This is a genomic window from Bacillus sp. PK6-026 (genome assembly GCF_054161455.1).
Genome location: NZ_CP096418.1, coordinates 1069224 through 1090508, shown reverse-complemented (window position 1 = coordinate 1090508; position 21285 = coordinate 1069224). Strand labels below are relative to the sequence as shown.

Genomic DNA, 21285 nt, shown 5'->3' with positions numbered 1-21285 from the left:
TTCCGCAATAAAAAAGCTGCCGGCGATACCGGCAGCAGCTTCTATTCCTGTTGAGAACCGCTTTTTGCCTCCTTCTGAAAAAGCTCAGACAAGTAGCGGATTTTTTCGTTTGTATAGTGTTCAAATCTGTCATTGTACGTTTTCGGGTCTTTCGGGTTGGAGAAGTGTGTGATCTTTCCCGTTTCCGGATCGACGAATTTGCTCGCAGCTCCGCAGCCGATCCCGATAATCGTCTGTTTTTCCTCCATGATCATGATGTTATAGATGCTTTCCTGGCCGGGAAGGGAATAGCCTATATTCTCCAGGTTGCCGAGAATGTTTTTCTGCCTGTACAAATAGTAGGGATGGTAGCCGTGCTGTTTCGTCCACGAGACAGCGTCATCCATCATCGCAACAATCTCCTCGCGGTCAGCCACCTTATACTTATGTTTGTTTTTCGTCATTTCAGACGCGCGCTTAAATGACAGCGTATGGACGGTCAATGATTCGGGCATTAATTTTTCGGTTTCGGAAAGAGAGTTTCTGAATTCTTTTACCCCTTCGCCCGGAAGGCCGATGATTAAATCCATATTGATGTTCGACATGCCGGCATTTCGCGACAGATGATACTTTTCGATCGTTTCTTCGACCGTATGGTGGCGTCCGATCGCTTTCAGCGTTTCATTCTCGTAAGACTGGGGATTAATGCTGATTCGGTCGATGTTCCATTTTTTTAAGACTGCGAGCTTTTCCTCTGTGATCGTATCGGGCCGTCCAGCCTCAACTGTGACCTCGCGGATGTTTTTTACATCGGGAAATGAACGGTACATTTCTTCATACAATAGATCCATTTCTTCAGCGGTAATGCTTGTCGGCGTTCCGCCGCCGAAATACACGGTCGTTATTCTGACATCGTTCTCCTTGAGCCATTCGCCGATTTTTTGCATCTCATAGTGAAGCCCCCACAAAAATGAGCCGACCCGTCCGGCTTGTCCTCTGATCGCATACGCCGGAAACGTACAGTAGGCGCACTTCGTCGGACAAAACGGGATGCCGATGTAAATGCTGACCTCTTGACTCAGTTCATACAAATCGGGTACCGCTTTCAGCTGACGGTCAATGATGTTTTGCATCAGTTCGATTTTTTCGTCGTGAATTAAATAATCCCGTTTCAGCTCGGCATGTGCCTCTTCCTTTGGCATGCCGCTCTCCAGCTTTTTATGAAGCAGCTTTGTCGGACGAACACCGGTGAGAATCCCCCATTTCTGAATGATTCCGGTATGCTCCTGAAGCATGCTCAAAAAAACGTAGGAAACGGTATTTTTCACCTGCTTAAACGCTTCCTTTTCCGTCAGTTTGGGGTCAATGTTTTTTGCATATTCCGCTCTAATGTCCGTATCTTTTATCATACCCGAAGCCTTGACGCCGTTCTCTTCCCGGTCGTAGCCGAGAACGATCGCAAGGTCTGCCGGCGCTTCTTCGCCAAAAGCGACTTCGCTTTCTTCAAAGAATAAGTTGGCTATATGCTCAAGCGGTCTCTGGAACCTTTCATCTTGGAGCCCTTCTATATAAATGCGCAATGTCATCACCTTTTTCGTTTCAAAACTTTCTTTAGTGTACAAAAATAAATGGCCAAAATCAATCCGGGAAACAAACATTCCTACGTGGCAGCGATGAATGAATAATCCCCGCATTCGAGTTGAAAGCGGGGATTCTATCAGAATCAGACTTTTTTAATATGGAATTTTTTAAGAAACCCTTTGCTTTGCTGCATTCTGAAGTATTCTTTAATCATATAAGCGACGCCCTGTTCATCATTGGAGCGCGTCACCCAATCCGCTTTTTGTTTGACTTTCTGAGGAGCATTGCCCATTGCGACTCCGAGTCCGGCAAGCTCGATCATCGGGAGGTCGTCGATTTCATGGCCGATCGCAACGACATCTTCCATTTTTAGACCGAGGTCGGTGGCGAGCATCGTCAAGCCTGCTTCTTTGGAAACCCCTTTATGGACAATCAGCATTTTTTCCCCCGCTCCAATGATGTCGACGAGAGGAAATGCATTTGTGATCGTCTGCCTGATTTCTTCGGACTGTCCTGTTGAGCAATAAACCTCGATCACCGGTGCGCTGACCGGTTCATCCATCAGCATGTCGCTCAGCGAATCGACAAACTGGACGGGATAAAAAATCGGGTCAGACGGGTGAATCATCGTTTTCCCCAGCAGGTTTGAATTCGTTTTTTTCCGGTTTCCAATCGAATATTTTTCATGGAGGATTCTGATATTGCAATCATAGCTTTCCAGTATTTGAACAAGGTTAAATGTCTGTTCTTCGGAAATCCTTTTTTCTAATAAAGGATCGTCGATTTTGTCCGCTATGATGGCTCCGCTGTGCGTAATCAGCTTCGTATCCAGCTTTAAAGATTTGGCGATTTTTTGAGCGGAGCGAAAATGTCTGTTCGTCACAAGCGTAACATATACACCTTTCTTCTTTGCATATTCGATCGCTTCCTTCGTTGCGGGATGAAGCCGTCCGTTTGTCCGAAGCAGCGTTCCGTCTATATTCAGCGCAAGCATTTGTTTTGACACCAGGAGGTCCCCCTTCTTTGATGACTGAATCTGTTATAGAGGATATGTCCCGATCTCTTTTTTTAGAACAGCCCTCTTGATGCACATACTAAAAAAGCCTGTTTTCACAGACTTTTTACTTCGCATCTTGTGGATACGATCATGATTCTCCCTCATATTCAAAACAGTGAATTCAACGCCCCTTTCGTTCAATTCACCGTATATTGATAACCCCTTTATTTGACCAGCAGACGTGCTTTCAGTCTGTTAATTTCCTCTATACCCCTTATCATTTTGCCGCCAGTCCGTTTTTCATGATCGTATCCCGGCAAAAAAATGAAAGCACTTACATTTAATATTATCGCAACTATTTCATGAATTGACAAGTCTTTTTTTAAATCTTTATGAACGTTATTTGTTCACTTAGTGAAAAAATCCCCTCTTGCCTTGACAAGGGGGGATTTTGTATCAGCTCTCTGGGTTTCCGTAAAGCTCTTCCAAAGGCTTCATGATGATTTTGTTTAATTCAGCAATCAGCATGCTCATCCGCTGTTCCGCTTCCATCAGCTGCGAGATTTTATCATGCTGCTGGACGAGCGCCACGGATTTTTGCGCTTGTTCGACTTCTTCCTGTGTGATGTCTTCGCCGTTCATCTGTTTTTGCTGAAGGTTCATTTGAATATCGCGAAAGTTATCAAACATCTTTTTAGCAGATGGGTCGCCATTCACCTCATCATAAAGATTTTTCAATCGGGAATATTCATCGCTTTGTCGCAAGGCTTGCCCCAAGTCATAAGCCGAGTCATGTAAATTGACCGTCATCCTAATCCGCTCCTTTCCTGCCTGTATTCTTCTTATGGAATCGGCACCACTCCACTATAACAAACTATGGAGCGTTTTTCACAGTTATACGATAATTCCGTTTGAACAGGCCGTCTTCAGCCTCAGATCAAAATTACAAAGATGGCTTGCACGGCTCCGATAATTCCGCCAAGCAGACCGCCTAAATACGTGATCATTTTGAACTCCCGCTTGGAAATGGACAGCACCATTTCTTCAAGACGTTCAACAGGGAAGTTGTCCACCTGTTCCTTGACGATTTGCTCGAGCTCCAGCTGCTTGAGCACTTGATCCAGGCGGCGGCCCGCCTCTTCGAGAAGCCGGTCGGCAATCTGCGGCAGGCGCAAAGCGATCTCCCGCTCAACACTGGCAATAGAGGAGCCAATCGTTTTTTCGAAAAACGGCTGAAACGAGAATCGTTTCAAAAGCTTTTCCTTCAAATCGAAAATGAGAGATTTGAGATTCCATTTGTCATCCGCTTCCTTGAACGTATATTCTTTCAGCTTGTCCCATTCGTTTTCAAGCAGATCCGTTAAAAGACGCGCGGTCTCGCCGTTCTTTAAAAACTTCACAATCTCCGGCTGAACGCGGTCAACCAGACTGCTGTTGCCTAAAAACATCTGCACCATGCTGCCGAGCATGCCCCGTTCTTTCAAAAAATCGTCAATCATATGTCCGAGGCGTTCCTTTCCTTCGCCGCTTTCAAAGTAGGTGACAGTCCGGCTTAAAATATAGCCGGACACCATCGGAATTTTCTCTTTCAGCTTTTTCTGGGCCTCAAGAGGGATAAGCTCTTTGAGCGGTTCATTTTCATGTGCCTCTAACAATGCGGACAGCTTCTCATCCGTCCATCTGGATACCGCCCGATCCGCTTTTTGGGCGGGATTTGAAATTCCGATGCTTTCCAATGCTTCTTCAACGGTGGCCGTTGATTGCGAGAGGTGCGCCAAGATCCGCTCCCCAACCTGCACCGCCTGGCTTTTAACCGCATCGGATGCAAGCCTTTTTTTGATCCCTTCTGTTGTCAGCAGATGGCCTGTGACCATCTGTCCCATCTGTCTCGCCAATTCATCGCGCCTTTTCGGAATTAATCCGGGTGTAAAAGGAACCCTCTTTCCAAATATGTAGACCGCTTTATATGGGCGAAAAAGCATTTTAATCGCAAAATGGTTCGTTACAGCGCCGATAAGTGCACCGACTGCAATCATAACGGCAAAAACCCCAAATACATACATGTTCTTTTCAACTGCCTTCCTTTTTACCTGACATCTTAGCTGCACAGCGTGGGCCTTATGGTCGATCCTCACCGTCTTGCCTAACGTTATTATAGTAGCTGAATAAAAGACGGGCAAATAACGGAATGGAGCAAGCCGCTTCAAAATACAATGGGTCAGATGGCAATTGTATGAAGGGCGCTCTAAAATTTTTAATCATTTCCAATTTACAAAAGCCTATTTCTGCAATCTCAAGCGTATCATGAAACAGAAGTCTATATATTAAAGTTTGCCCGAAGTTTGACAGTCTCAGCCTGTTAAGCCTTGTTTTTCATGAAGGAGGTATAATCATGATGACGCTTGGATTTATGTCGCTGTCGCACGAACATGAAAAAGCCTATGCCGAAGAACTGGCCAAAATGGCTTCGGACTATGGAATCCGGTTTATCCGTTTCACGCCCCTGGATATTTCCCCCGGTTCCCTGCTTGTGAAAGGGCTCTCCTTTCACCCGAAGTCAGGACAGTGGAATGAAATTGAAAGAGAAATCCCGGAATTGATCTATGACCGCTGCTTTTACGGCAGAGATCAGCAATCGAAAAAAGCAAAACCGATTGTCGAATGGCTCAAAAAGTATCCTAAAACAACATTTTTAGGACTCGGACTTCCTGACAAATGGACGGTTTTCAAAGCATTGAATGCCGATCCCGTCATCAAGTCCTACCTTCCTGCCACATCGATTGCAGAAAACGCCCAGGATATCCTGCGCAAGCTTGCAAAAGAAAAAGCGTGCATCTTGAAGCCTGCATCCGGATCAGGAGGCCGCGGCATCATTCACCTCGAGCTTACGGGAAAAACGGTCAAGGCCGCCTACCAAACCGGAAAACACAAACAGCTGAAGTCATTTTCGAAACAGGCTTCATTTGAAACGTGGTGTCAGAAAGTTCTTCAGCACCGCTATTTGCTGCAATCGTTCCTCGATATTCAAGACAAAGACGGTTTTCCGTGCGATATCAGGCTGCTGCTTCAGAAAAACGGCAGTGGAGAATGGGAAACAGCCGGCAAAACGGTAAGGCGGAGCTATCAGCACGGACTGCTTGCAAACCTGGCCGGGGGCTCAGAGGCGGTGAGCTTTGACAGCTGGCTTTTATCAGTGCCGAAAAAGCGCCAGGCCGTCCTTCTCGATGATTTAGAGACAATGGCGCAGGCCGTACCCCTGGTGCTTGAATCAAATCACGGACCATTATTCGAGCTCGGCCTTGATATCTGCCTGACGAAAGACGGAAAAGTCTGGCTTCTGGATGTCAATTCAAAGCCCGGAAAGCACGCTTTTATTAAGCACTCTCCTGAAAAAAGGGAGCTTTTGTATAAAGGTCCTTTGGAGTACTGCTCATTCTTAACGGCTTCAGCCGGCGCGAAAGGGGCTGAGAAAAGATGACCGGTCAACCGCTGACCGTCGGCATCCACCAGACGAGCGAAAACACGATGCTCCTGCCCGCTTCTTTTAAACAGGACGGTTTGCTATTCGCGGCTTTCGGTACAAGTGTTGAACGTTGCCACGTCTCATTTGACAGCCATTTGAAGCGCACCGTTTTATTATCTGAAAATCTGTACAAAAACCTGCGGATTCCGTACCGCGGCAAAGCCTCCCTGATTTTCCGCGACAATACCGTCTATATCGGACCTTTAATCGGGATTTTCACGGCCGGTTTTACAAAATCGCAGCTGGACCCTGTCAGAGGGAGGTCTTTATTTTTTTCGAAGCTTTTGACGATGGATCTCCCGGCAGGAGGCTACAGCTATCTGTTCGGAGCGCACCAGATAGATTGGGAAGAAGGTACAGTGCAGGCTCTCATTTTCAGGGAAAACGGCTGGGAGGAGGCCACAGTCCCCCTTCCCAACGTCGTTTACGACAGACTGCCGAACCGCAAAGCGGAAGAATCCGCCGCTCTGCGGGAAACAAAAACCCGCCTTATGGATGAATACCGGATTCCGTGGTTCAACCCGGGCTTCTTTAACAAATGGGAGATCTATAAATGTCTGCAGCAAGACGAGAGGACAGCGGAATTGCTTCCATTTTCGGCATTCGAGCCCGATGCCGGTAAAATCGAAGACATGATCGGTCAATACGGCTTCATTTATGTAAAGCCCGCCGGCGGCAGTTTGGGCAAAGGCATACTCCAGCTTTCAAAACGGGAAGAAAACGGAATTCTCGCCAGACATGCCGAAGGCGTCACATCTTATTCGTCCGCTGCTGAATGTTTAGATGAATGGCAGAGACTGCACAAACATACTTCTTATCTCGCCCAGCAGGGCATCGAACGGATCGAAGTGGATCATCATCCGGCAGACTTCAGGGTTCATACAAACAAAAACGGAAAAGGCCAATGGACCGTCACAGCCATCGCGGTCAAAATCGCTGGAAAAGACGGAATTACAACCCACATGTCGAGCGGCGGTGCCGTCAAAACGCTTGCAGAGCTATATGATGATCCTCAGGAAAGGCTTCGCACTCTGCAAAAACTGACAAAAGCGGCGCTCCTCCTCAGCCGGGTCCTTGACGAAAAGCTTGACGGTTTCATCGGGGAAATCGGCTTTGACCTCGGATTGGACCGTTCGGGAAAGGTGTGGCTGTTTGAAGCCAATTCCCGGCCCGGCAGGGGGATCTTCTCCCATCCCCGTCTGGCATCTGTCAGCAGCTTAACGAAGAAAAGAAGCTTCGAATATGCTTCTTATTTAACTGAACAGTCCATCCTTAATCCGGAGGACATGTGGCATGACCTCAAGCCGTGAAGAACCTGCTTCTTCACGGTATTTTTTTGAAAAAGCTCCACTTGAAAAGAATCTATGATCTTTTCTGTGAATGAGATACAATGATAACAAATCAACGTGTAGACAGCTCGCTGGATTTGACCCACCTGAAATCAATGAAGGAGCGTGGCGTTTATGATTTCTCATTTTCAATGGAAGCCGCTGTTTAAAAAAGAAAGGCTTCCCGGCTGGAAAATATCGTTTTATCATAAAGGGATTCACTATGAAGGAATCTATCATAAATCAGGGGAAATCGAGTGGGGCAGCACCTATCCCCCGCACGATGACGAGCCTTCCCTGAAAAGCGAAATTCATGAATTAATGCTCTTCCATATTTACGAATAAAGAAAAGGACGTTGTCGTATGCTGGAGAAATTAAAGACGCTTTACGGTGAACGGATGATTGTATCTGAGGCTGTTTCAAAACACGATGCATTATGGTTTCAAACGGACGAAGGCGAGACCTTCGGCGTGCTGAAAAACGCGGTCACCGACCGGGAAAAAGAGCTGCTCCATTGCCTGTTCCGGCCTTTCTCAGAACCGCGTCCCGAACAGCAGCTGACAAAGCGGGAGAAAGAATGGCATCAATATTTTTTTCGCAATGCCCCCCTTCCAAACCCGGGGAACATTCAGCTGATGCAAGGACATTTTTTTAAAATGGAGCATGTACCTGAAGAAAGACAGGCGATCAAAGAAGCGGTCAGCGGCTTTTTTAAAGACCCGCTTGTGGTATGGTACGACCGGCACGAAGCTGTCATCGTCCACGAAAATCCTTCGCCGTTTCTCGCCAAAAAAGAGCTGTCCGAGCTTGCGCATGCACTGACAAGCGATTTCATGGCAAACCCTGTGTTTTTCAGCGGCCAGCTTCATCCAGTCAACGGATCGCTTCAAGGCAAAATCCGCTTTGAAAAACAAATGTTTCATTATATGCTGGAAGCGGGTGACATCGGAAACGTCGCCACGTTTTGCCAGTGTCTCCCGTCTTTTTTGACGGCAAAACCCGAGCGGGTTCATGCTTCTTCGTTTTCGGACGCCGTAAGAGAGGCGCTGTCTGATCCCGAGACATCCCTGACCATCAAAACGTATATGAGATGCAACCTGAATGCCTCTCTTACAGCAAAACGTTTGTTTATCCACCGAAACAGCCTGCAGTACAGAATTGATAAATTCATCGAACGGACCGGGATTGACATCAGACAGTTTGAAGAAGCAGCCGCTGTTTATTTGATGATGTATCTCCTTTAGCGGCTTTAGCAACTTGCACGAAAAGAAATTGTGCACCATGTCCATTTACACCGACCTGCCGTTTTTTATAAACTAAGACCAGATAAAGCGCTTACATAAAAGAGGGGGAGAAAAAATGGCGGAACTCGTGCTCGATCGGATATACAAAGTGTATGACAACAAAGTCACGGCTGTGGATAATTTTAATCTTCATATCGATGATAAGGAATTTATCGTCTTTGTCGGACCGTCAGGCTGCGGCAAGTCGACAACGCTCAGAATGATCGCAGGACTTGAGGAAATTACGGATGGCGAATTCACAATCGACGGGAAACGGATGAATGATGTCGCTCCCAAGGACCGCGACATTGCGATGGTATTCCAAAACTATGCCCTTTATCCGCACATGAACGTCTATGACAATATGGCTTTCGGCTTAAAGCTGAGGAAGTTTCCGAAGGATGAAATCAAACGGCGCGTCCATGAAGCGGCCAAAATTCTGGGCCTTGAACAATATTTGGACAGAAAGCCAAAAGCGCTTTCCGGCGGACAGCGCCAGCGCGTTGCCTTAGGCCGGGCAATCGTTCGGGACGCAAAGGTGTTTCTGATGGATGAACCGTTATCAAACCTTGATGCCAAATTGCGCGTACAAATGCGCGCCGAAATCACAAAGCTTCATCAGCGCCTGCAGACGACGACCATCTATGTCACCCACGATCAGACTGAAGCGATGACGATGGCTACGCGGCTCGTCGTCATGAAAGACGGAATCATCCAGCAGGTCGGCGCGCCGAAGGAAGTCTATGAAAATCCGGAAAACGTGTTTGTCGGCGGCTTTATCGGTTCTCCCGCAATGAACTTTTTCACCGGCACTCTAAAAGAAGACTTGTTTACATTTGACGGCGTTTCGGTTCGCGTGCCGGAAGGAAAAATGAAAGTTCTGCGCAGCCAGGGCTATGCCGGCAAGGAAATCATCATGGGAATCAGACCTGAGGATATCCATGACGAGCCTGTTTTCATTGAAGCGTCAAAAGACTCAAAAATCGATGCGAAAATTGAGGTAGCTGAGCTGATGGGCGCCGAAACGATGCTTTATTCGCAAGCCGGCACGCAGCCGTTCATCGCCAGAGTCGATTCAAGAACCGACGTCCAGGCCGGCGATACGCTCCCTCTTGCGCTTGACATGAATAAAGCCCACTTCTTTGATAAAGAAACGGAGCTTCGCATCCGTTCTGAAGAATAGTGGATTTAAACACTCTCCATGACCGAAGCATGCTGCGGCCCTCCGTGCTGCTATGCTTCGGTCGTTTCAATTTCAACGGTTTCTTCATAAGTACAGTCCTGGCAAGTATATAAATGAACGCATACGGTTTGCGTTTGTTTAAATGAATCAAACTCCATATACGGACTGTACGGACCGAAAAAATCGGTTGCTCTCCCCGCGTCCGCCATTTCCCCGCCGCACTTCGGACAATGCCTTGTCTGGACGAGAATCCCATTGCACACTGGACACATCATCTGCTTCATCCTCCTGCTTTTTTCCTTAGCTTGCCCCATTCCCGGCCTTTTCGCCTTTCAACATTTACCAGATTGAAGCACGCATTTATTTTATCGAATCCACCATAATACGTAGTACAAACCAACATTGGGCTTTAGCCGAGAAGGCAGCGGTTTTCTTTTGGTGAAAGCCGGCAGCTGGTGCAACTCCAGTCAGCCCAACCATACCATTTTTATAAAGGAGTTTGATACAAATGGCTAATCAAAATTCTTCAAATCAACTGGTTGTCCCAGGAGCAGCTCAAGCGATCGAACAAATGAAATTCGAAATTGCTTCTGAATTCGGCGTAAACCTCGGCGCTGACACGACTTCCCGTGCAAACGGTTCTGTCGGCGGAGAAATTACAAAACGTTTAGTTTCCCAAGCTCAAGCATCTATGGGCGGTCAACAATTTTAAACAACTTCATATTCATGGATAACAGAAGGTGCATATCCTGCACCTTCTTTAGCGTGTCGACAAACTTTCACATTCATTGCCGGGGCGGCGGCCCGCACCTCTGGCATATCTTATGAAAGCCCGCACCCGCTTCTCCTTTTTTCATATGCTGATATAAAGGAGGAGTCGGCATGCAGCTGATGTTGAGCATCAATTGGGAATTGATTCAATTTGTCGGGATTTCTCTATTGAATGAGTATGTCTCAAATGTCCACCCTTATCATGGAACTTTTTGCTTTCGCGGGGCTTTTTCTTCCGGACGATCTGACGTATGATAGATCCGATGGGAGTGATTATGTTGAAAATTGCGCTTTTTGGAGGTACAGGCCGTGTCGGACAGGCCTTTCTCAATTTTGTTGAAGAGGATGGGCGTTATTCCGTTTACGCACTTGTTAGGAGGACGGAAGGCGCCCGCATTCCGGATAAATGCTGCCAAGCGCTTACAGGGAACGCCAGGAACCAGCATGACGTCGAGTCTTTAATAAAAGATTCGGATATCGTTGTCAGCTGTTTAAACACAAATGGAGACGATACATTGACCGTCTCCATCGAACATATGATAAATGCCATGAACGCACATCGGATTAAACGGCTGATTACCATCGGAACGGCCGGTATTTTAAACGCGAGGCAGAACCCGGACCTTTACCGCTTTGAAACAAACGAATCAAAACGGCGCTCGGCGCGCGCAGCGCAAGAACATGCCCGTGTGTACGAACGTCTCCGCGAGTCTGAATTGGATTGGACGATCGTCTGCCCGACATATCTCCCCGACGGGCCTGCATTGAAGACATACCGTTTTGAACAGGATGTTCTGCCGGACGGCGGAAAAGAAATATCGACCGGCGACACCGCCCATTTTCTTTTCAAACAGCTTGAATCAGACCAGTTTGTCAAGGCAAGGGTGGGGCTTGCTTATTAAAGCCGGGTGAAGATCCGGCTTACCCTGTCAGGGTTCCTTTTCCCTTTTGCAGTTCATACATTTGATAGTATTGTCCTTTTTGCTTCATCAACTCTTCATGATTTCCCCTTTCGATAATCCGGCCTTTTTCAAGAACGAGAATCTGGTCGGCGTTTTTGATCGTTGACAGCCTGTGGGCGATGATAAAGGTCGTGCGCCCTTGTTTAACAACATCAAGCGCTTTTTGAATGACCGCTTCTGTTTCCGTATCGATATGGGCCGTTGCCTCGTCTAAAATAAGAATAGCCGGATCATATGCCAGCGCACGCGCAAACGAGATCAGCTGTCTTTCCCCTGACGAAAGGGTGCTTCCTTTTTCGATGACCGGCTCGTCAAGACCTTTCGGCAGGCGGGCGAGCATTTCAAGTGCCCCAACCTGTTTCAAGGCGGCTTCTATTTGATCTCTGGTCAAATCAGCATTGTCAAGGCTGACATTTGAAGCAATCGTGCCGGAAAATAAGTAAGGATCCTGGAGAACGATGCCCATCTGCTTTCTGATTTCCTGCCTTGACATATCGTATATGCTTCTGCCGTCGATTTTGACATCGCCCTTTTCAATATCGTAAAAGCGGAAAAGTACATTTAAAATGGAGCTTTTTCCTGAGCCTGTATGGCCGACCAATGCAACGGTCTCCCCTTGCTTCGCTTCAAATGAGATGTTTTTCAGCACATCTTCGCCGTCATGATAGCGAAAAGATACATCTTCAAATACGACTCGCCCCCGCGCTCTTTCGCTGCCCGGATCTTTGACGTCGACGCCTGGCTCATCCAGCAGGCGGAAAACCCGCTCCGATGATACGCGAGCCAATTCAAGCTTGGCAAACTGGTTGACAATGCCCGTAATCGGCTGAAATAAACGATTCAAGTAATCAACGAATGCATAAAGGACGCCGATTGAAATCATTCCTTCCGCGTTCAGGGCAGCTCCCCCGAAATACCAGATTAAAGCGGTGAACATCACATTTCTGAGAATGTTGACCAAGTTGTGGGACATAAGCGAATTCAATTTCAGCATTTTATTTTGGTAATGAAAGTGGCTCTCGTTCAGCTGTTCAAATTCTTCTTTTGTGTCCTGTCCGCGCCGGAATGCCTGAATAATCGGCATGCCTTGAATCGATTCATTCATTTTGGCGTTAATCTCGCTGTTGATTGACCTGAGTTTATGATTGTAGCCAGAAGCGAATTTTCGATAAACGGCCGCCCAAATGACAATCAGGGGCAAAATCAACAGACAGACGCCGGCCAGCCTGACATCAAGGAAAAACAGCGCGGCGAATATTCCGGCCATATAAATGATATTTGTGACAAACGTCGAAAGAACGGTCACATACAGGTCGCGGATCGCTTCGGTATCATTCGTCACCCTTGCAACGATTTTTCCTGCCGGCAAATTATCAAAATAGCGGATAGGTAGCCTTTGAATGTTGGCGAATACATCCTGCCTCATCTTTTGAATGATGCGGTTTGCGCTCATCTGCAAGAGGTAGAATTGCCCGTAATGGAAAAAGATCGAGAAGACGAGAAGGCCGAAATAAATAGAAACGAGTGAAATCAGCCCTCCTATTTCAGGCTCGTAAAAAGCATACACTTCTGACAAAGACAGGCGATCGGCCTTGTAGGTTTCCGTCCGGTCTCCGCTTGTCATTCTCAGCTCTTCTCCGGATACCGTCCGCTCTCCGTCAAAGGAAACCGGTTCCTCCACAAAGTAGTAGTTCATGCCGACTTGAAAGATGTGAACTTCCTGCAGCTTTTCAGCTGAAGAGTCTGTCCTGTCCTCCCTGATATATTCCTTTCCTTTATAGGAAACGGTATATTTCGTCTTCTCTGTCGTTTCATACCACGTTTTTTCAATTCCAAGAATATGATCGTCGATCATCTTTTTGGCGATCATCGGTCCCGTCAGCTCGGCTGTGACGGCAATCGTCAGCATGACGAGCGCCCAGATGAGAATTTTTTTGTAAAGAAGCGCATATTGGAAAAGCCTTTTTCCTGTTGTCATGCTACAGTCCCCCCTTCTTCTCCCGAAGGAAGCTGCTGTGCTTCGTATTGTTCAAAATACCAGCCTTTCCGGCCGATCAGTTCCTGATGCGTCCCTCTTTCAACGATCCTTCCATTTTCCATGACGAGAATGAAATCGGCGTGTTCGACGGCCGACATCCGATGTGATGTAATAAAGGTCGTTTTGCCTTTCCGCCTGCTGCGGATGTTTTCAATAATCGCCGCTTCCGTTTTTGCATCGACGGCGGACAGCGAATCATCCAAGATCAAAATATGGGGCTCCGCAATCATCGCTCTCGCAATTGAAATCCTTTGTTTCTGCCCCCCGGATAAAGCGACGCCCTTCTCTCCGACCATTGTCTCCAAGCCGTCTGAAAGCATCTCAATATCCTTTTTCAGATGTGCTGCAGAGATGACATCGTATAAATCGCGTTCCTCGGCGAGTCGTCCGCCGAACAAAATATTGTCTTTCACCGATTTTGAAAACAACACGTGGTCCTGAGGCACATACCCGATCCAACTGCGAAGCTGATCAAGCGGCAGGCGGTCAATCGGCACGCCCGAAATGGTGATCGTTCCTTTTCCTTTCGGGTACTGCCTCAGCAGCTGCTTGACTAACGTCGTTTTGCCGCTTCCCGTCTTTCCGACGACTCCGACCGTCTGTCCTTCTAATACGGTAAATGAAATATCGGCCAGGTTTTCCGACGCGGAGCTCGGGTACGTAAAAGCGACCCCGTCAAACACAATATCGCCCGGTTCCGCTGCTTCAGGTTCGGCGGGCTCTCTCACATCAGGCTCATATGCCAATGTTTCATTTACTCTGTCAAGCGAAGCATTTCCCCTCTGCATGACATTGATCAGTTCTCCGATCGCAAACATCGGCCAGATCAGCATGCCGAGGTACACGTTGAAAGAGACGAGTTCACCCAATGTCAGCTGGCTGCGGAAAACAAGATAGGCGCCGTAGCCAAGACCGATTAAATAGCTGATCCCGACCAAAAACTTCACCGTCGGTTCGAACAGCGAATCGATCAAAGCGACTTTCATATTTTTCTTGTACACATCAGCCGTCATGCTGTTGAACCGGCTGACATCATTTTTCTCCTGTACATAGGCCCGGATCACCCTTACCCCTGACACGGACTCGAGCACTCGATCATTTAAAGCGCCAAACGCATCCTGCGCTTCCGTGAAACGCTCATGAATTTTTTTCCCGTAGATGCTGATGGCAGCCGCCATCAGCGGAAGGGGAATGATCGAAGCAAGCGTCAGCTTCCAGCTGATCAAAAAACCCATCGTCAAAAGAATCGTCAGCATATACATCGTCGAATCGACCAAGGTCAAAATGCCGAAGCCCGCCGTCATGGAAATCGCTTTTAAATCATTTGTCGCCCTCGCCATCAAATCCCCTGTACGGTTTTTCTCGTAAAAAGACGGGGTCATTTTCAGCAAATGGCCCATCAGCTTGGATCTGAGGATTTTTTCGACCAGGTTCGCTCCCCCAAACAGCTGATACATCCAATAATAGGACAAGATATAAACAACTGCGCCAAGCGCGAGAAATAAACCGATATAGCCGAGCATGCCGGCCTTTGAAAAAGTGCCTGCCTGCATGTCGTCAATCGCGTTGCCAAGCAGCTTCGGCGGAAACATTTCCAATACGTTTACAATAATCAATAGGACGACTGCTATCGTGTAGCGCCGCCAAGAGGCTTTAAAAAACCAGCCCAGCTTCCATAAAACAGAAAACATCTAATATCCTCTCCTTTTTTAGCCGCCTTCAAGTTTTTCCTTACAATCTTTGATTTCGTTTTTTCTGATACTCGGCATAAAAAATTCCTCCTTATGTGCGGTTTATTTATTAGAAAAACATGCTGCTCCGCATCGGGAACAGAATGTTTTTTCTCAGAAAAAAAGGCACACTGTGTACCAGCATGCCTTTTTTCATATAAAAAGGCGCATGTACGCTTGTTCACGCGACATGCGCCTTCCTTTTGAAAATTGTTAAAGTGAAACAGAGCCCTGATCGTAAGGAAGGTATAAAAATGTCACGTTAAGGTGCTTTTGTTGTTGAACTGATGCTTTGATATTTCTAAACATGACGATACCCTCCAATCTTATTAATATTTTCCATCTTATAGTACGGCCCTTTATTTGTCAATTTGTTTTTTTGGCGAATGGCGGGCTTTTGATTCATATTCTCATATTTCGTTAGATTTGTTGGGAAAACGGGTAATATAAAAGTAAATCCATTCTGAAAGGAATGATCAATTTGTTTAAAGCTGACCGGATCATTGTCGCGTTTGACGGAAAAGAGGAAAGCAAAAAAGCGCTGAAAAAAGCGATCGACCTCTCGAAAAGGCTCGGCTCGCAATTGACCGTCGCCCATGTCCATGAACCGAGGCAAGTGAGAACAGAGGCTGCGACTGAAAGACCCGCTGCCGGCGCGCCATACCTTTACAGCGGCTTCCCGGCCGCGCCCCGGGTCCCCCACGATTCAGACTTGGCCGGTGAACCCATGATCTATGAGGACAGCGCGGAAGAAGCGATTGCGGCAGCGAAAATCATATTAAGCGAAAACCAGTACGACGCGGAAATAGAGGTGTTGGAAGGCGACCCGGCCAACGCAGTTCTACAACATGCGGAAAATATCGGCGCTGACCTTGTCATCACGGGTACGCGCGACCAAAACCGCCTGAAAAAGCTCCTGTTTGGCAGTGTCAGTGACAAGATATCGACAAAATCGGAGATCCCTGTGCTAATTGTAAAATAACGATTTTAAAAGAGGCCGGTCAAATGTCCGGCCTCTCATCATGTTACGATCTTCTCCTGTTCATAATATAGATCATGCCCCACACAATGGATAGGAAGACTCCTAATACTAGGACCGCATTTATTATTGAATCAATGCAATCTCTCCTTCTCTATGAAAACATACTTGTAGAAAGACCTGTTTTTGCAGTCATACATAAGCATTTGCATCAGTATAAAACTGCAAGGGCACTGTTCCCGCGAATGATCCTCTACTGCTATATACAACGCCAATTGATTTTTTCCTGCTAAGCCGAATGGTTACCTTTATCCTCTAGACTTTCTTCACTTTAGACGTTTCCCTTGAAATTTGACTTTCACTCCACATGACTTACAATTGATTTCTTTCTCCGCCTTGCCCCGCATTCTTGGTTTTACTTATTGTCCCCCCTCTCTACAGTCCCAACGATCTTTATATCAATAAACTGCCGCAAAATAAATGCCCCTCTCCAGCGAAATCCAATAACAGGAAAAATAGGCGTTCAAATTAGTAACAACCACCTAACAGACCTCATAATTTGATCTTGTGAGTACCCGGGGTATTTGACTTAATCTGACTTTGCTTATGTTTCATTCTTCTTTTATTGTTTTGGTCAAAAAATTTTATCGATGAGGGGGATATTAAAATGCAACCATTCCATGATGAACTGCAGTCGTTGGAGATGGATCAATTCCAGGCAGAAGATATGACGCATTGGGATGCGGACCGTCATCACGCCAATGTTAAACACTGCGCAAGCTGCTGGAGCTGCGGAAGCTGTGCCAGCTGTTGGAGCTGCATGGGTCACAGCTGTTGGAGCTGCGCGGGTCACAGCTGTTGGAGCTGTGCGGGTCACAGCTGCTGGAGCTGTATGGGCCACAGCTGTTGGAGCTGCATGGGCCACAGTTGTTGGAGCTGCGCGGGCCATTGCTGTTGGAGCTGTTGGCGCGGAGGCATGTAGTTTTTTTATAAAAAAGAAGACTTCCCCTGCCTCTTTTGCCGCAGGGGTCTTCTATTGCATAAAGGACAAACAAAATTACATATAATGGTATGTCTTGTTTTTAAAACATAGAAGGAGGAAGAGCATGACACACCTGACTGCTTCCGCTCGCCTAAAAGTAAACCAGGATACATGGTTTCTTCCTGATCCGAACGGCGGCGCATATTTTAGAAATAATTCCGGGTCGTTTCGCATAAAAGGATCTTCGATTGCTCAATGGATCGAAAAACTTCTGCCGATGTTCAACGGGGAACATTCGCTTGAAGACTTGACAAAAGGGCTGCAGGCTCCGTACCGAAAGAGAGTATATGAAATCGGAGAAATGCTTTATAAAAACGGGTTCGTTCGCGACGTAAGCCGGGATCACCCGCACAAACTGGAAAGCTCAGTGCTTCAAACGTTTGAAGCCCAAATCGAATTTATTGAGAGCTTTGCCGATTCCGGCGCTTACCGCTTTCAGCTGTCGCGTCAAACCAAAATATTGGCTATAGGGGCCGGCTCCTTTCTCACAAAATTGGTCCGGTCGCTGATCGATTCCGGTTTTTCAAGAATCCGTGCGATCGTGACGGATGCATCCGGGCACGCTTTAGACGAACTGGCAGAAATATCAGGGCAAACCGAAAGCGGACTGGAGATTGGCTGCGCCGAAACGCAACACTGGCGGGAAGCGGTGCGATCTGCCGATTGGGTTCTGTATGTCTCTGACCGCGGCTTCACAGATGAGCTCCGCGATCTTCAAACGTTTTGCCTCGAAGAGAACAAAGGCTTCATGCCCGGGATCTGCCTGAAACAAGTCGGACTGGCAGGCCCAGTCTTTCATCAACAAGGAGACGGCTGCCTGAAGGATGCCTGGAGGCGCCTCCATCGGTCTGCGCTCCATGAAGAACGGACGCTTCGAACTTTTCCTTCGGCAGGAAAAGACATGCTGGCAAACGTTATTGTGTTCGAATTGATGAAAGCAACTGCTGAGATTGCACCATCATCTAAGAAGAATCAAGTGTATCTGATTGATTTGGCAACGCTCGAAGGCGGCTGGCATATGTTTCTTCCGCATCCGGACTTCGCTTGCGGCAAGGATTCGCCTAAACTCATCTGCGACCTTGAAGCGAAACTTTCGGAGCGCCCCGGAAGAGAAGCAGAAAGCAGGTTATTTCAATGTTTCAGTGAACTGACCTCACCTGTAACGGGCATTTTTCATCTGTGGGAAGAGAAACATTTGCGGCAGCTTCCTTTAGCACAATGCTTTGTTCAGACAGCAGACCCGCTCTCTTCCGGACCTGCGGAGCTTTTGCCCAAGACGGTGTCGGTCGGTTTGACCCATCAAGAGGCGCGGCGGGAAGCCGGGCTGACGGGTATTGAAATGTATGCATCAAGGTTGAACCGTTCTTATCCGAGTAACGGGGAGTTGTTCGCGATCGCCGCCGGGGAAACGCTGGCTGAAGGCGTATTAAGGGGATTGGAGAAATGCTTGGAACACCGGTTGCGAGAACGGATCAAAAGCGGAAAAGAAACGATTTCCCTCGTTCAGCTAGGCGGAATGGAAGACCGGCATACCGCATTTTATTTAAAAGCGCTGACAGTCTTGTACGGCAAACCGGAAATCGGTTTAGGAAAAAACATACAAGGCTTCCCTGTCGCATGGGCGGGAATTCGCGGCCGCTGGTACGGAAGTTCTGGACTCAACATCACATTCGCTCTCAGAAAAGCGCTCGAACGGGCGCTGACAGACAAAGACCCTGTGAAAGGCGCGGATGTTTTGCTGGAGTCTAGTGACCTGAAGCTTGCTACCCCCGTTTCCGCTGATTTGCAGCAAACACTGCTTTCCGCCTTGAAAAACAACTGCGACTTGCAGCTTTATGTCTATGAGCTGCCTGCTGAACCATTTTTCAAAGAAAAACTGGCAGGCATTTACTGCGTGCAGTTGCGAAAGGAGGAATCTTGATGAACCGCTGCATTTTGGTCATTGGCGAAGGATTGATGGCAGAAGACGCATCACAACAATTATCTGCTGAATATAACATTATCCGAAGGTCTGATTTTGAGAACAGCATACCGGAGGAGACTGCGTTCGCTCTTGTGCTGCACGATGCTTGGCGGCCTTTATTATACCGCGAGGCGGAAAAGGTGCTAAGGGCAGCAGAGATTCCGTGGCTTCGCGGGTTTGCATCTTTTGGCGAAGGGGTCATCGGACCGCTCGTTATTCCGTCAGCGTCAGGATGTTCCAAATGCGCCGATATGAGGCGGTATATCTCCGGCCCCGACAGCAGAGAGACCCTTGAACTGGAACAAAAAAGCAATGGCATAAGCCGCGATCCGTGGATTTCAAAGACCGGCTGCCGCCAAATGGTCAGCCTGATCTGCACAGAAGTCGACAACATCATGAACGGCGGGTGCGGCCGGTTGAAAAAAAACCTTTACATCGTCAATTTGAAAACGTTAGAAAGTTCGCTCCACGCTTTCATCCCGGAACCGACATGCCCTATATGCGGCAGTCTGCCTGAAGACGGAGCGGAATCCGCACGGATATCGCTTCGGCCCAGTTTGAAAACGAACCCGGACAGCTTTCGCGTGCGAAACACGGACGATTTAAAACAAACGCTCGCCAAAGACTATCTGGATCATAGAACGGGGATATTCAACGCCAAAATTTATGACGCGATTCTGCCGTTCGCCGATATGATCGTCAATATGCCTTTATGGACGGGAAATGAAGGTGTCGGAGGGCGGAGCCATTCGTATGAAGACAGCGAATTGACCGCCATTTTAGAGGGTTTGGAACGCTATTCCGGAATTGAACCGCGCGGCAAACGGACGGTCGTACATGACACCTACGAAAATGTAAAGGATCGTGCGCTCAACCCGGCAAAAGTCGGGCTCCATCAAGCGGAACAATACATGCATCCCGATTTTCCTTTTCAGCCATTTCACCCGGCCCGCCCTCTCCGCTGGGTATGGGGCTATTCATTTTTGCAGAAACGGCCGATTCTCATTCCTGAATCGCTCGCCTATTACAGCCTGGGGCGCGAAGACAGCTTCGTCTATGAAACATCGAACGGCTGTGCACTTGGAGGGAGTTTGGAGGAAGCGATTTTCCATGCCATACTAGAAGCCGCTGAGCGCGATTCATTTTTGCTTGCCTGGTACGCCAGGCTCCCACTTCGGCAGCTGGATCTCGGCTCTTCAGAAGATCCGGAATTACGCCTCATGACAGAGAGGGTGCGAAGTGTGGCGGGATATGATCTGCATGTCTTTAATTCAACGATGGAATACGGCATTCCAAGCGTTTGGGCGATCGCCAAAAACAGAAAACGGGAAGGATTAAATCTGATTTGTTCCGCAGGGGCCCACCCCGATCCCGTAAAAGCGGTGAAAAGCGCCCTTCATGAGCTGGCAGGCATGATGTTGAAGCACGACCGCAAATTTGAATCTGAAAGGAGCAAATATCACCAGATGCTCCGCAATCCTGCTTTAGTGCAGGAAATGGAGGATCACAGCTTCATGTACGGACTGCCTGAAGCTGAAGAGCGACTCCGGTTTTTGCTGAATCAAAGCCGGCCTCTACAAACATTCGACGATGCCTTTAAAAAAAGAAAGAAACACCTTGATTTAACCGAAGATCTCTGCGACCTGCTTGAAGCTTTCCGGAGTCTCAATCTTGAAGTGATTGTCGTTGACCAGACTTCCCCTGTTATCAAACGGAACGGACTTTACTGTGTGAAAGTGCTTATCCCGGGCCTGATTCCGATGACATTCGGACAGCGCTTCATCCGCCTGGAAGGACTTGAGAGAATTTTCACGGTGCCGAAGGAGCTCGGCTTTGCAGAAGAGCCGTTAACACCAGAACAGCTGAACCTGCACCCGCACCCGTTCCCTTAAAATTTAAGAGAATGACTTTTTTTCCCGATTGTT

At 47.7% G+C, this 21285-nt stretch carries 19 protein-coding genes; 12 read left to right on the top strand and 7 right to left on the bottom strand.

Annotation, left to right across the window (positions count from 1 at the left end; genetic code table 11):
• Positions 1–41: 41 nt before the first annotated feature.
• The 4 genes from M1D59_RS05495 to M1D59_RS05480 form a co-directional block, all read right to left on the bottom strand.
• Entirely contained in the window at positions 42–1559 is a 1518-nt protein-coding gene (locus M1D59_RS05495; RefSeq protein ID WP_103749107.1) for a coproporphyrinogen III oxidase, read from the bottom strand.
• A 143-nt stretch (positions 1560–1702) separates the two neighbouring features.
• On the bottom strand, positions 1703–2566 hold the full coding sequence (locus tag M1D59_RS05490) for a Cof-type HAD-IIB family hydrolase (protein WP_458117863.1): 864 nt from the start codon (positions 2564–2566) through the stop codon (positions 1703–1705).
• Between the two features lie 447 nt (positions 2567–3013).
• Positions 3014–3367, bottom strand: a complete 354-nt coding sequence (locus M1D59_RS05485; RefSeq protein WP_016886435.1) for a YlbF family regulator — start codon at positions 3365–3367, stop codon at positions 3014–3016.
• A 122-nt stretch (positions 3368–3489) separates the two neighbouring features.
• Positions 3490–4620 (bottom strand): DUF445 domain-containing protein, encoded by a 1131-nt coding sequence (locus M1D59_RS05480; protein WP_458117862.1) that lies wholly within the window; start codon positions 4618–4620, stop codon positions 3490–3492.
• Positions 4621–4949: 329 nt separating this feature from the next.
• Between M1D59_RS05480 and M1D59_RS05475 the strand changes: the two genes are divergently transcribed.
• From M1D59_RS05475 to M1D59_RS05455, 5 genes are all read left to right on the top strand, one after another.
• Complete coding sequence (locus M1D59_RS05475; protein ID WP_020450775.1) at positions 4950–6035, top strand: YheC/YheD family endospore coat-associated protein; 1086 nt, start codon at positions 4950–4952, stop codon at positions 6033–6035.
• Positions 6032–7390, top strand: a complete 1359-nt coding sequence (locus M1D59_RS05470; protein ID WP_328031182.1) for a YheC/YheD family endospore coat-associated protein — start codon at positions 6032–6034, stop codon at positions 7388–7390. Before M1D59_RS05475 ends, M1D59_RS05470 begins: the two co-directional genes overlap by 4 nt.
• A 144-nt stretch (positions 7391–7534) precedes the next feature.
• A complete protein-coding gene (locus M1D59_RS05465) occupies positions 7535–7753 on the top strand; it encodes a YheE family protein (protein ID WP_171866274.1) in 219 nt (72 codons plus the stop codon).
• A gap of 18 nt (positions 7754–7771) precedes the next feature.
• A complete protein-coding gene (locus M1D59_RS05460; protein ID WP_020450773.1) occupies positions 7772–8653 on the top strand; it encodes a helix-turn-helix domain-containing protein in 882 nt (293 codons plus the stop codon).
• Positions 8654–8768: 115 nt separating this feature from the next.
• Complete coding sequence (locus M1D59_RS05455; RefSeq protein WP_023856547.1) at positions 8769–9875, top strand: ABC transporter ATP-binding protein; 1107 nt, start codon at positions 8769–8771, stop codon at positions 9873–9875.
• Between the two features lie 50 nt (positions 9876–9925).
• Here M1D59_RS05455 and M1D59_RS05450 read toward each other — a convergent pair whose 3' ends face one another.
• Complete coding sequence (locus M1D59_RS05450; protein WP_020450771.1) at positions 9926–10150, bottom strand: hypothetical protein; 225 nt, start codon at positions 10148–10150, stop codon at positions 9926–9928.
• Positions 10151–10383: 233 nt separating this feature from the next.
• On the opposite strand from M1D59_RS05450, the gene M1D59_RS05445 reads away from it, so the two are divergent.
• From M1D59_RS05445 to M1D59_RS05435, 3 genes are all read left to right on the top strand, one after another.
• Positions 10384–10587, top strand: a complete 204-nt coding sequence (locus tag M1D59_RS05445; RefSeq protein WP_020450770.1) for an alpha/beta-type small acid-soluble spore protein — start codon at positions 10384–10386, stop codon at positions 10585–10587.
• 170 nt (positions 10588–10757) lie between these two features.
• A complete protein-coding gene (locus M1D59_RS05440; RefSeq protein WP_023856545.1) occupies positions 10758–10901 on the top strand; it encodes a hypothetical protein in 144 nt (47 codons plus the stop codon).
• A gap of 23 nt (positions 10902–10924) precedes the next feature.
• Positions 10925–11548: an NAD(P)-dependent oxidoreductase gene (locus M1D59_RS05435; protein WP_391509321.1), complete on the top strand. Its 624-nt coding sequence runs from the start codon at positions 10925–10927 to the stop codon at positions 11546–11548.
• A 19-nt stretch (positions 11549–11567) separates the two neighbouring features.
• Here M1D59_RS05435 and M1D59_RS05430 read toward each other — a convergent pair whose 3' ends face one another.
• Complete coding sequence (locus M1D59_RS05430; protein ID WP_458117861.1) at positions 11568–13586, bottom strand: ABC transporter ATP-binding protein; 2019 nt, start codon at positions 13584–13586, stop codon at positions 11568–11570.
• Entirely contained in the window at positions 13583–15337 is a 1755-nt protein-coding gene (locus tag M1D59_RS05425; protein WP_101560656.1) for an ABC transporter ATP-binding protein, read from the bottom strand. Before M1D59_RS05425 ends, M1D59_RS05430 begins: the two co-directional genes overlap by 4 nt.
• Before the next feature lie 520 nt (positions 15338–15857).
• Here M1D59_RS05425 and M1D59_RS05420 point away from each other — a divergent pair.
• The 4 genes from M1D59_RS05420 to M1D59_RS05405 all read left to right on the top strand — a co-directional run bounded on the left by M1D59_RS05420 (position 15858) and on the right by M1D59_RS05405 (position 21252).
• Positions 15858–16358: a universal stress protein gene (locus M1D59_RS05420; protein ID WP_023856540.1), complete on the top strand. Its 501-nt coding sequence runs from the start codon at positions 15858–15860 to the stop codon at positions 16356–16358.
• A 664-nt stretch (positions 16359–17022) separates the two neighbouring features.
• A complete protein-coding gene (locus tag M1D59_RS05415) occupies positions 17023–17337 on the top strand; it encodes a heterocycloanthracin/sonorensin family bacteriocin (protein ID WP_080131300.1) in 315 nt (104 codons plus the stop codon).
• A 124-nt stretch (positions 17338–17461) separates the two neighbouring features.
• Positions 17462–19318: a putative thiazole-containing bacteriocin maturation protein gene (locus M1D59_RS05410; RefSeq protein ID WP_458117860.1), complete on the top strand. Its 1857-nt coding sequence runs from the start codon at positions 17462–17464 to the stop codon at positions 19316–19318.
• Positions 19318–21252, top strand: coding sequence for a TOMM precursor leader peptide-binding protein (locus M1D59_RS05405; RefSeq protein ID WP_023856537.1), 1935 nt, complete (start codon positions 19318–19320; stop codon positions 21250–21252). Before M1D59_RS05410 ends, M1D59_RS05405 begins: the two co-directional genes overlap by 1 nt.
• Positions 21253–21285 lie beyond the last annotated feature (33 nt).

Excerpts from the sequence above, each read along its gene's own strand:
- M1D59_RS05485 (WP_016886435.1), bottom strand. The coding sequence starts at position 3,367 with ATGACGGTCAATTTACATGACTCGGCTTATGACTTGGGGCAAGCCTTG.
- M1D59_RS05480 (WP_458117862.1), bottom strand. The coding sequence starts at position 4,620 with ATGTATGTATTTGGGGTTTTTGCCGTTATGATTGCAGTCGGTGCACTT.
- M1D59_RS05475 (WP_020450775.1), top strand. The coding sequence starts at position 4,950 with ATGATGACGCTTGGATTTATGTCGCTGTCGCACGAACATGAAAAAGCC.
- M1D59_RS05470 (WP_328031182.1), top strand. The coding sequence starts at position 6,032 with ATGACCGGTCAACCGCTGACCGTCGGCATCCACCAGACGAGCGAAAAC.
- M1D59_RS05460 (WP_020450773.1), top strand. The coding sequence starts at position 7,772 with ATGCTGGAGAAATTAAAGACGCTTTACGGTGAACGGATGATTGTATCT.
- M1D59_RS05455 (WP_023856547.1), top strand. The coding sequence starts at position 8,769 with ATGGCGGAACTCGTGCTCGATCGGATATACAAAGTGTATGACAACAAA.
- M1D59_RS05450 (WP_020450771.1), bottom strand. The coding sequence starts at position 10,150 with ATGATGTGTCCAGTGTGCAATGGGATTCTCGTCCAGACAAGGCATTGT.
- M1D59_RS05445 (WP_020450770.1), top strand. The coding sequence starts at position 10,384 with ATGGCTAATCAAAATTCTTCAAATCAACTGGTTGTCCCAGGAGCAGCT.
- M1D59_RS05440 (WP_023856545.1), top strand. The coding sequence starts at position 10,758 with ATGCAGCTGATGTTGAGCATCAATTGGGAATTGATTCAATTTGTCGGG.
- M1D59_RS05430 (WP_458117861.1), bottom strand. The coding sequence starts at position 13,586 with ATGACAACAGGAAAAAGGCTTTTCCAATATGCGCTTCTTTACAAAAAA.
- M1D59_RS05425 (WP_101560656.1), bottom strand. The coding sequence starts at position 15,337 with ATGTTTTCTGTTTTATGGAAGCTGGGCTGGTTTTTTAAAGCCTCTTGG.
- M1D59_RS05415 (WP_080131300.1), top strand. The coding sequence starts at position 17,023 with ATGCAACCATTCCATGATGAACTGCAGTCGTTGGAGATGGATCAATTC.
- M1D59_RS05410 (WP_458117860.1), top strand. The coding sequence starts at position 17,462 with ATGACACACCTGACTGCTTCCGCTCGCCTAAAAGTAAACCAGGATACA.
- M1D59_RS05405 (WP_023856537.1), top strand. The coding sequence starts at position 19,318 with ATGAACCGCTGCATTTTGGTCATTGGCGAAGGATTGATGGCAGAAGAC.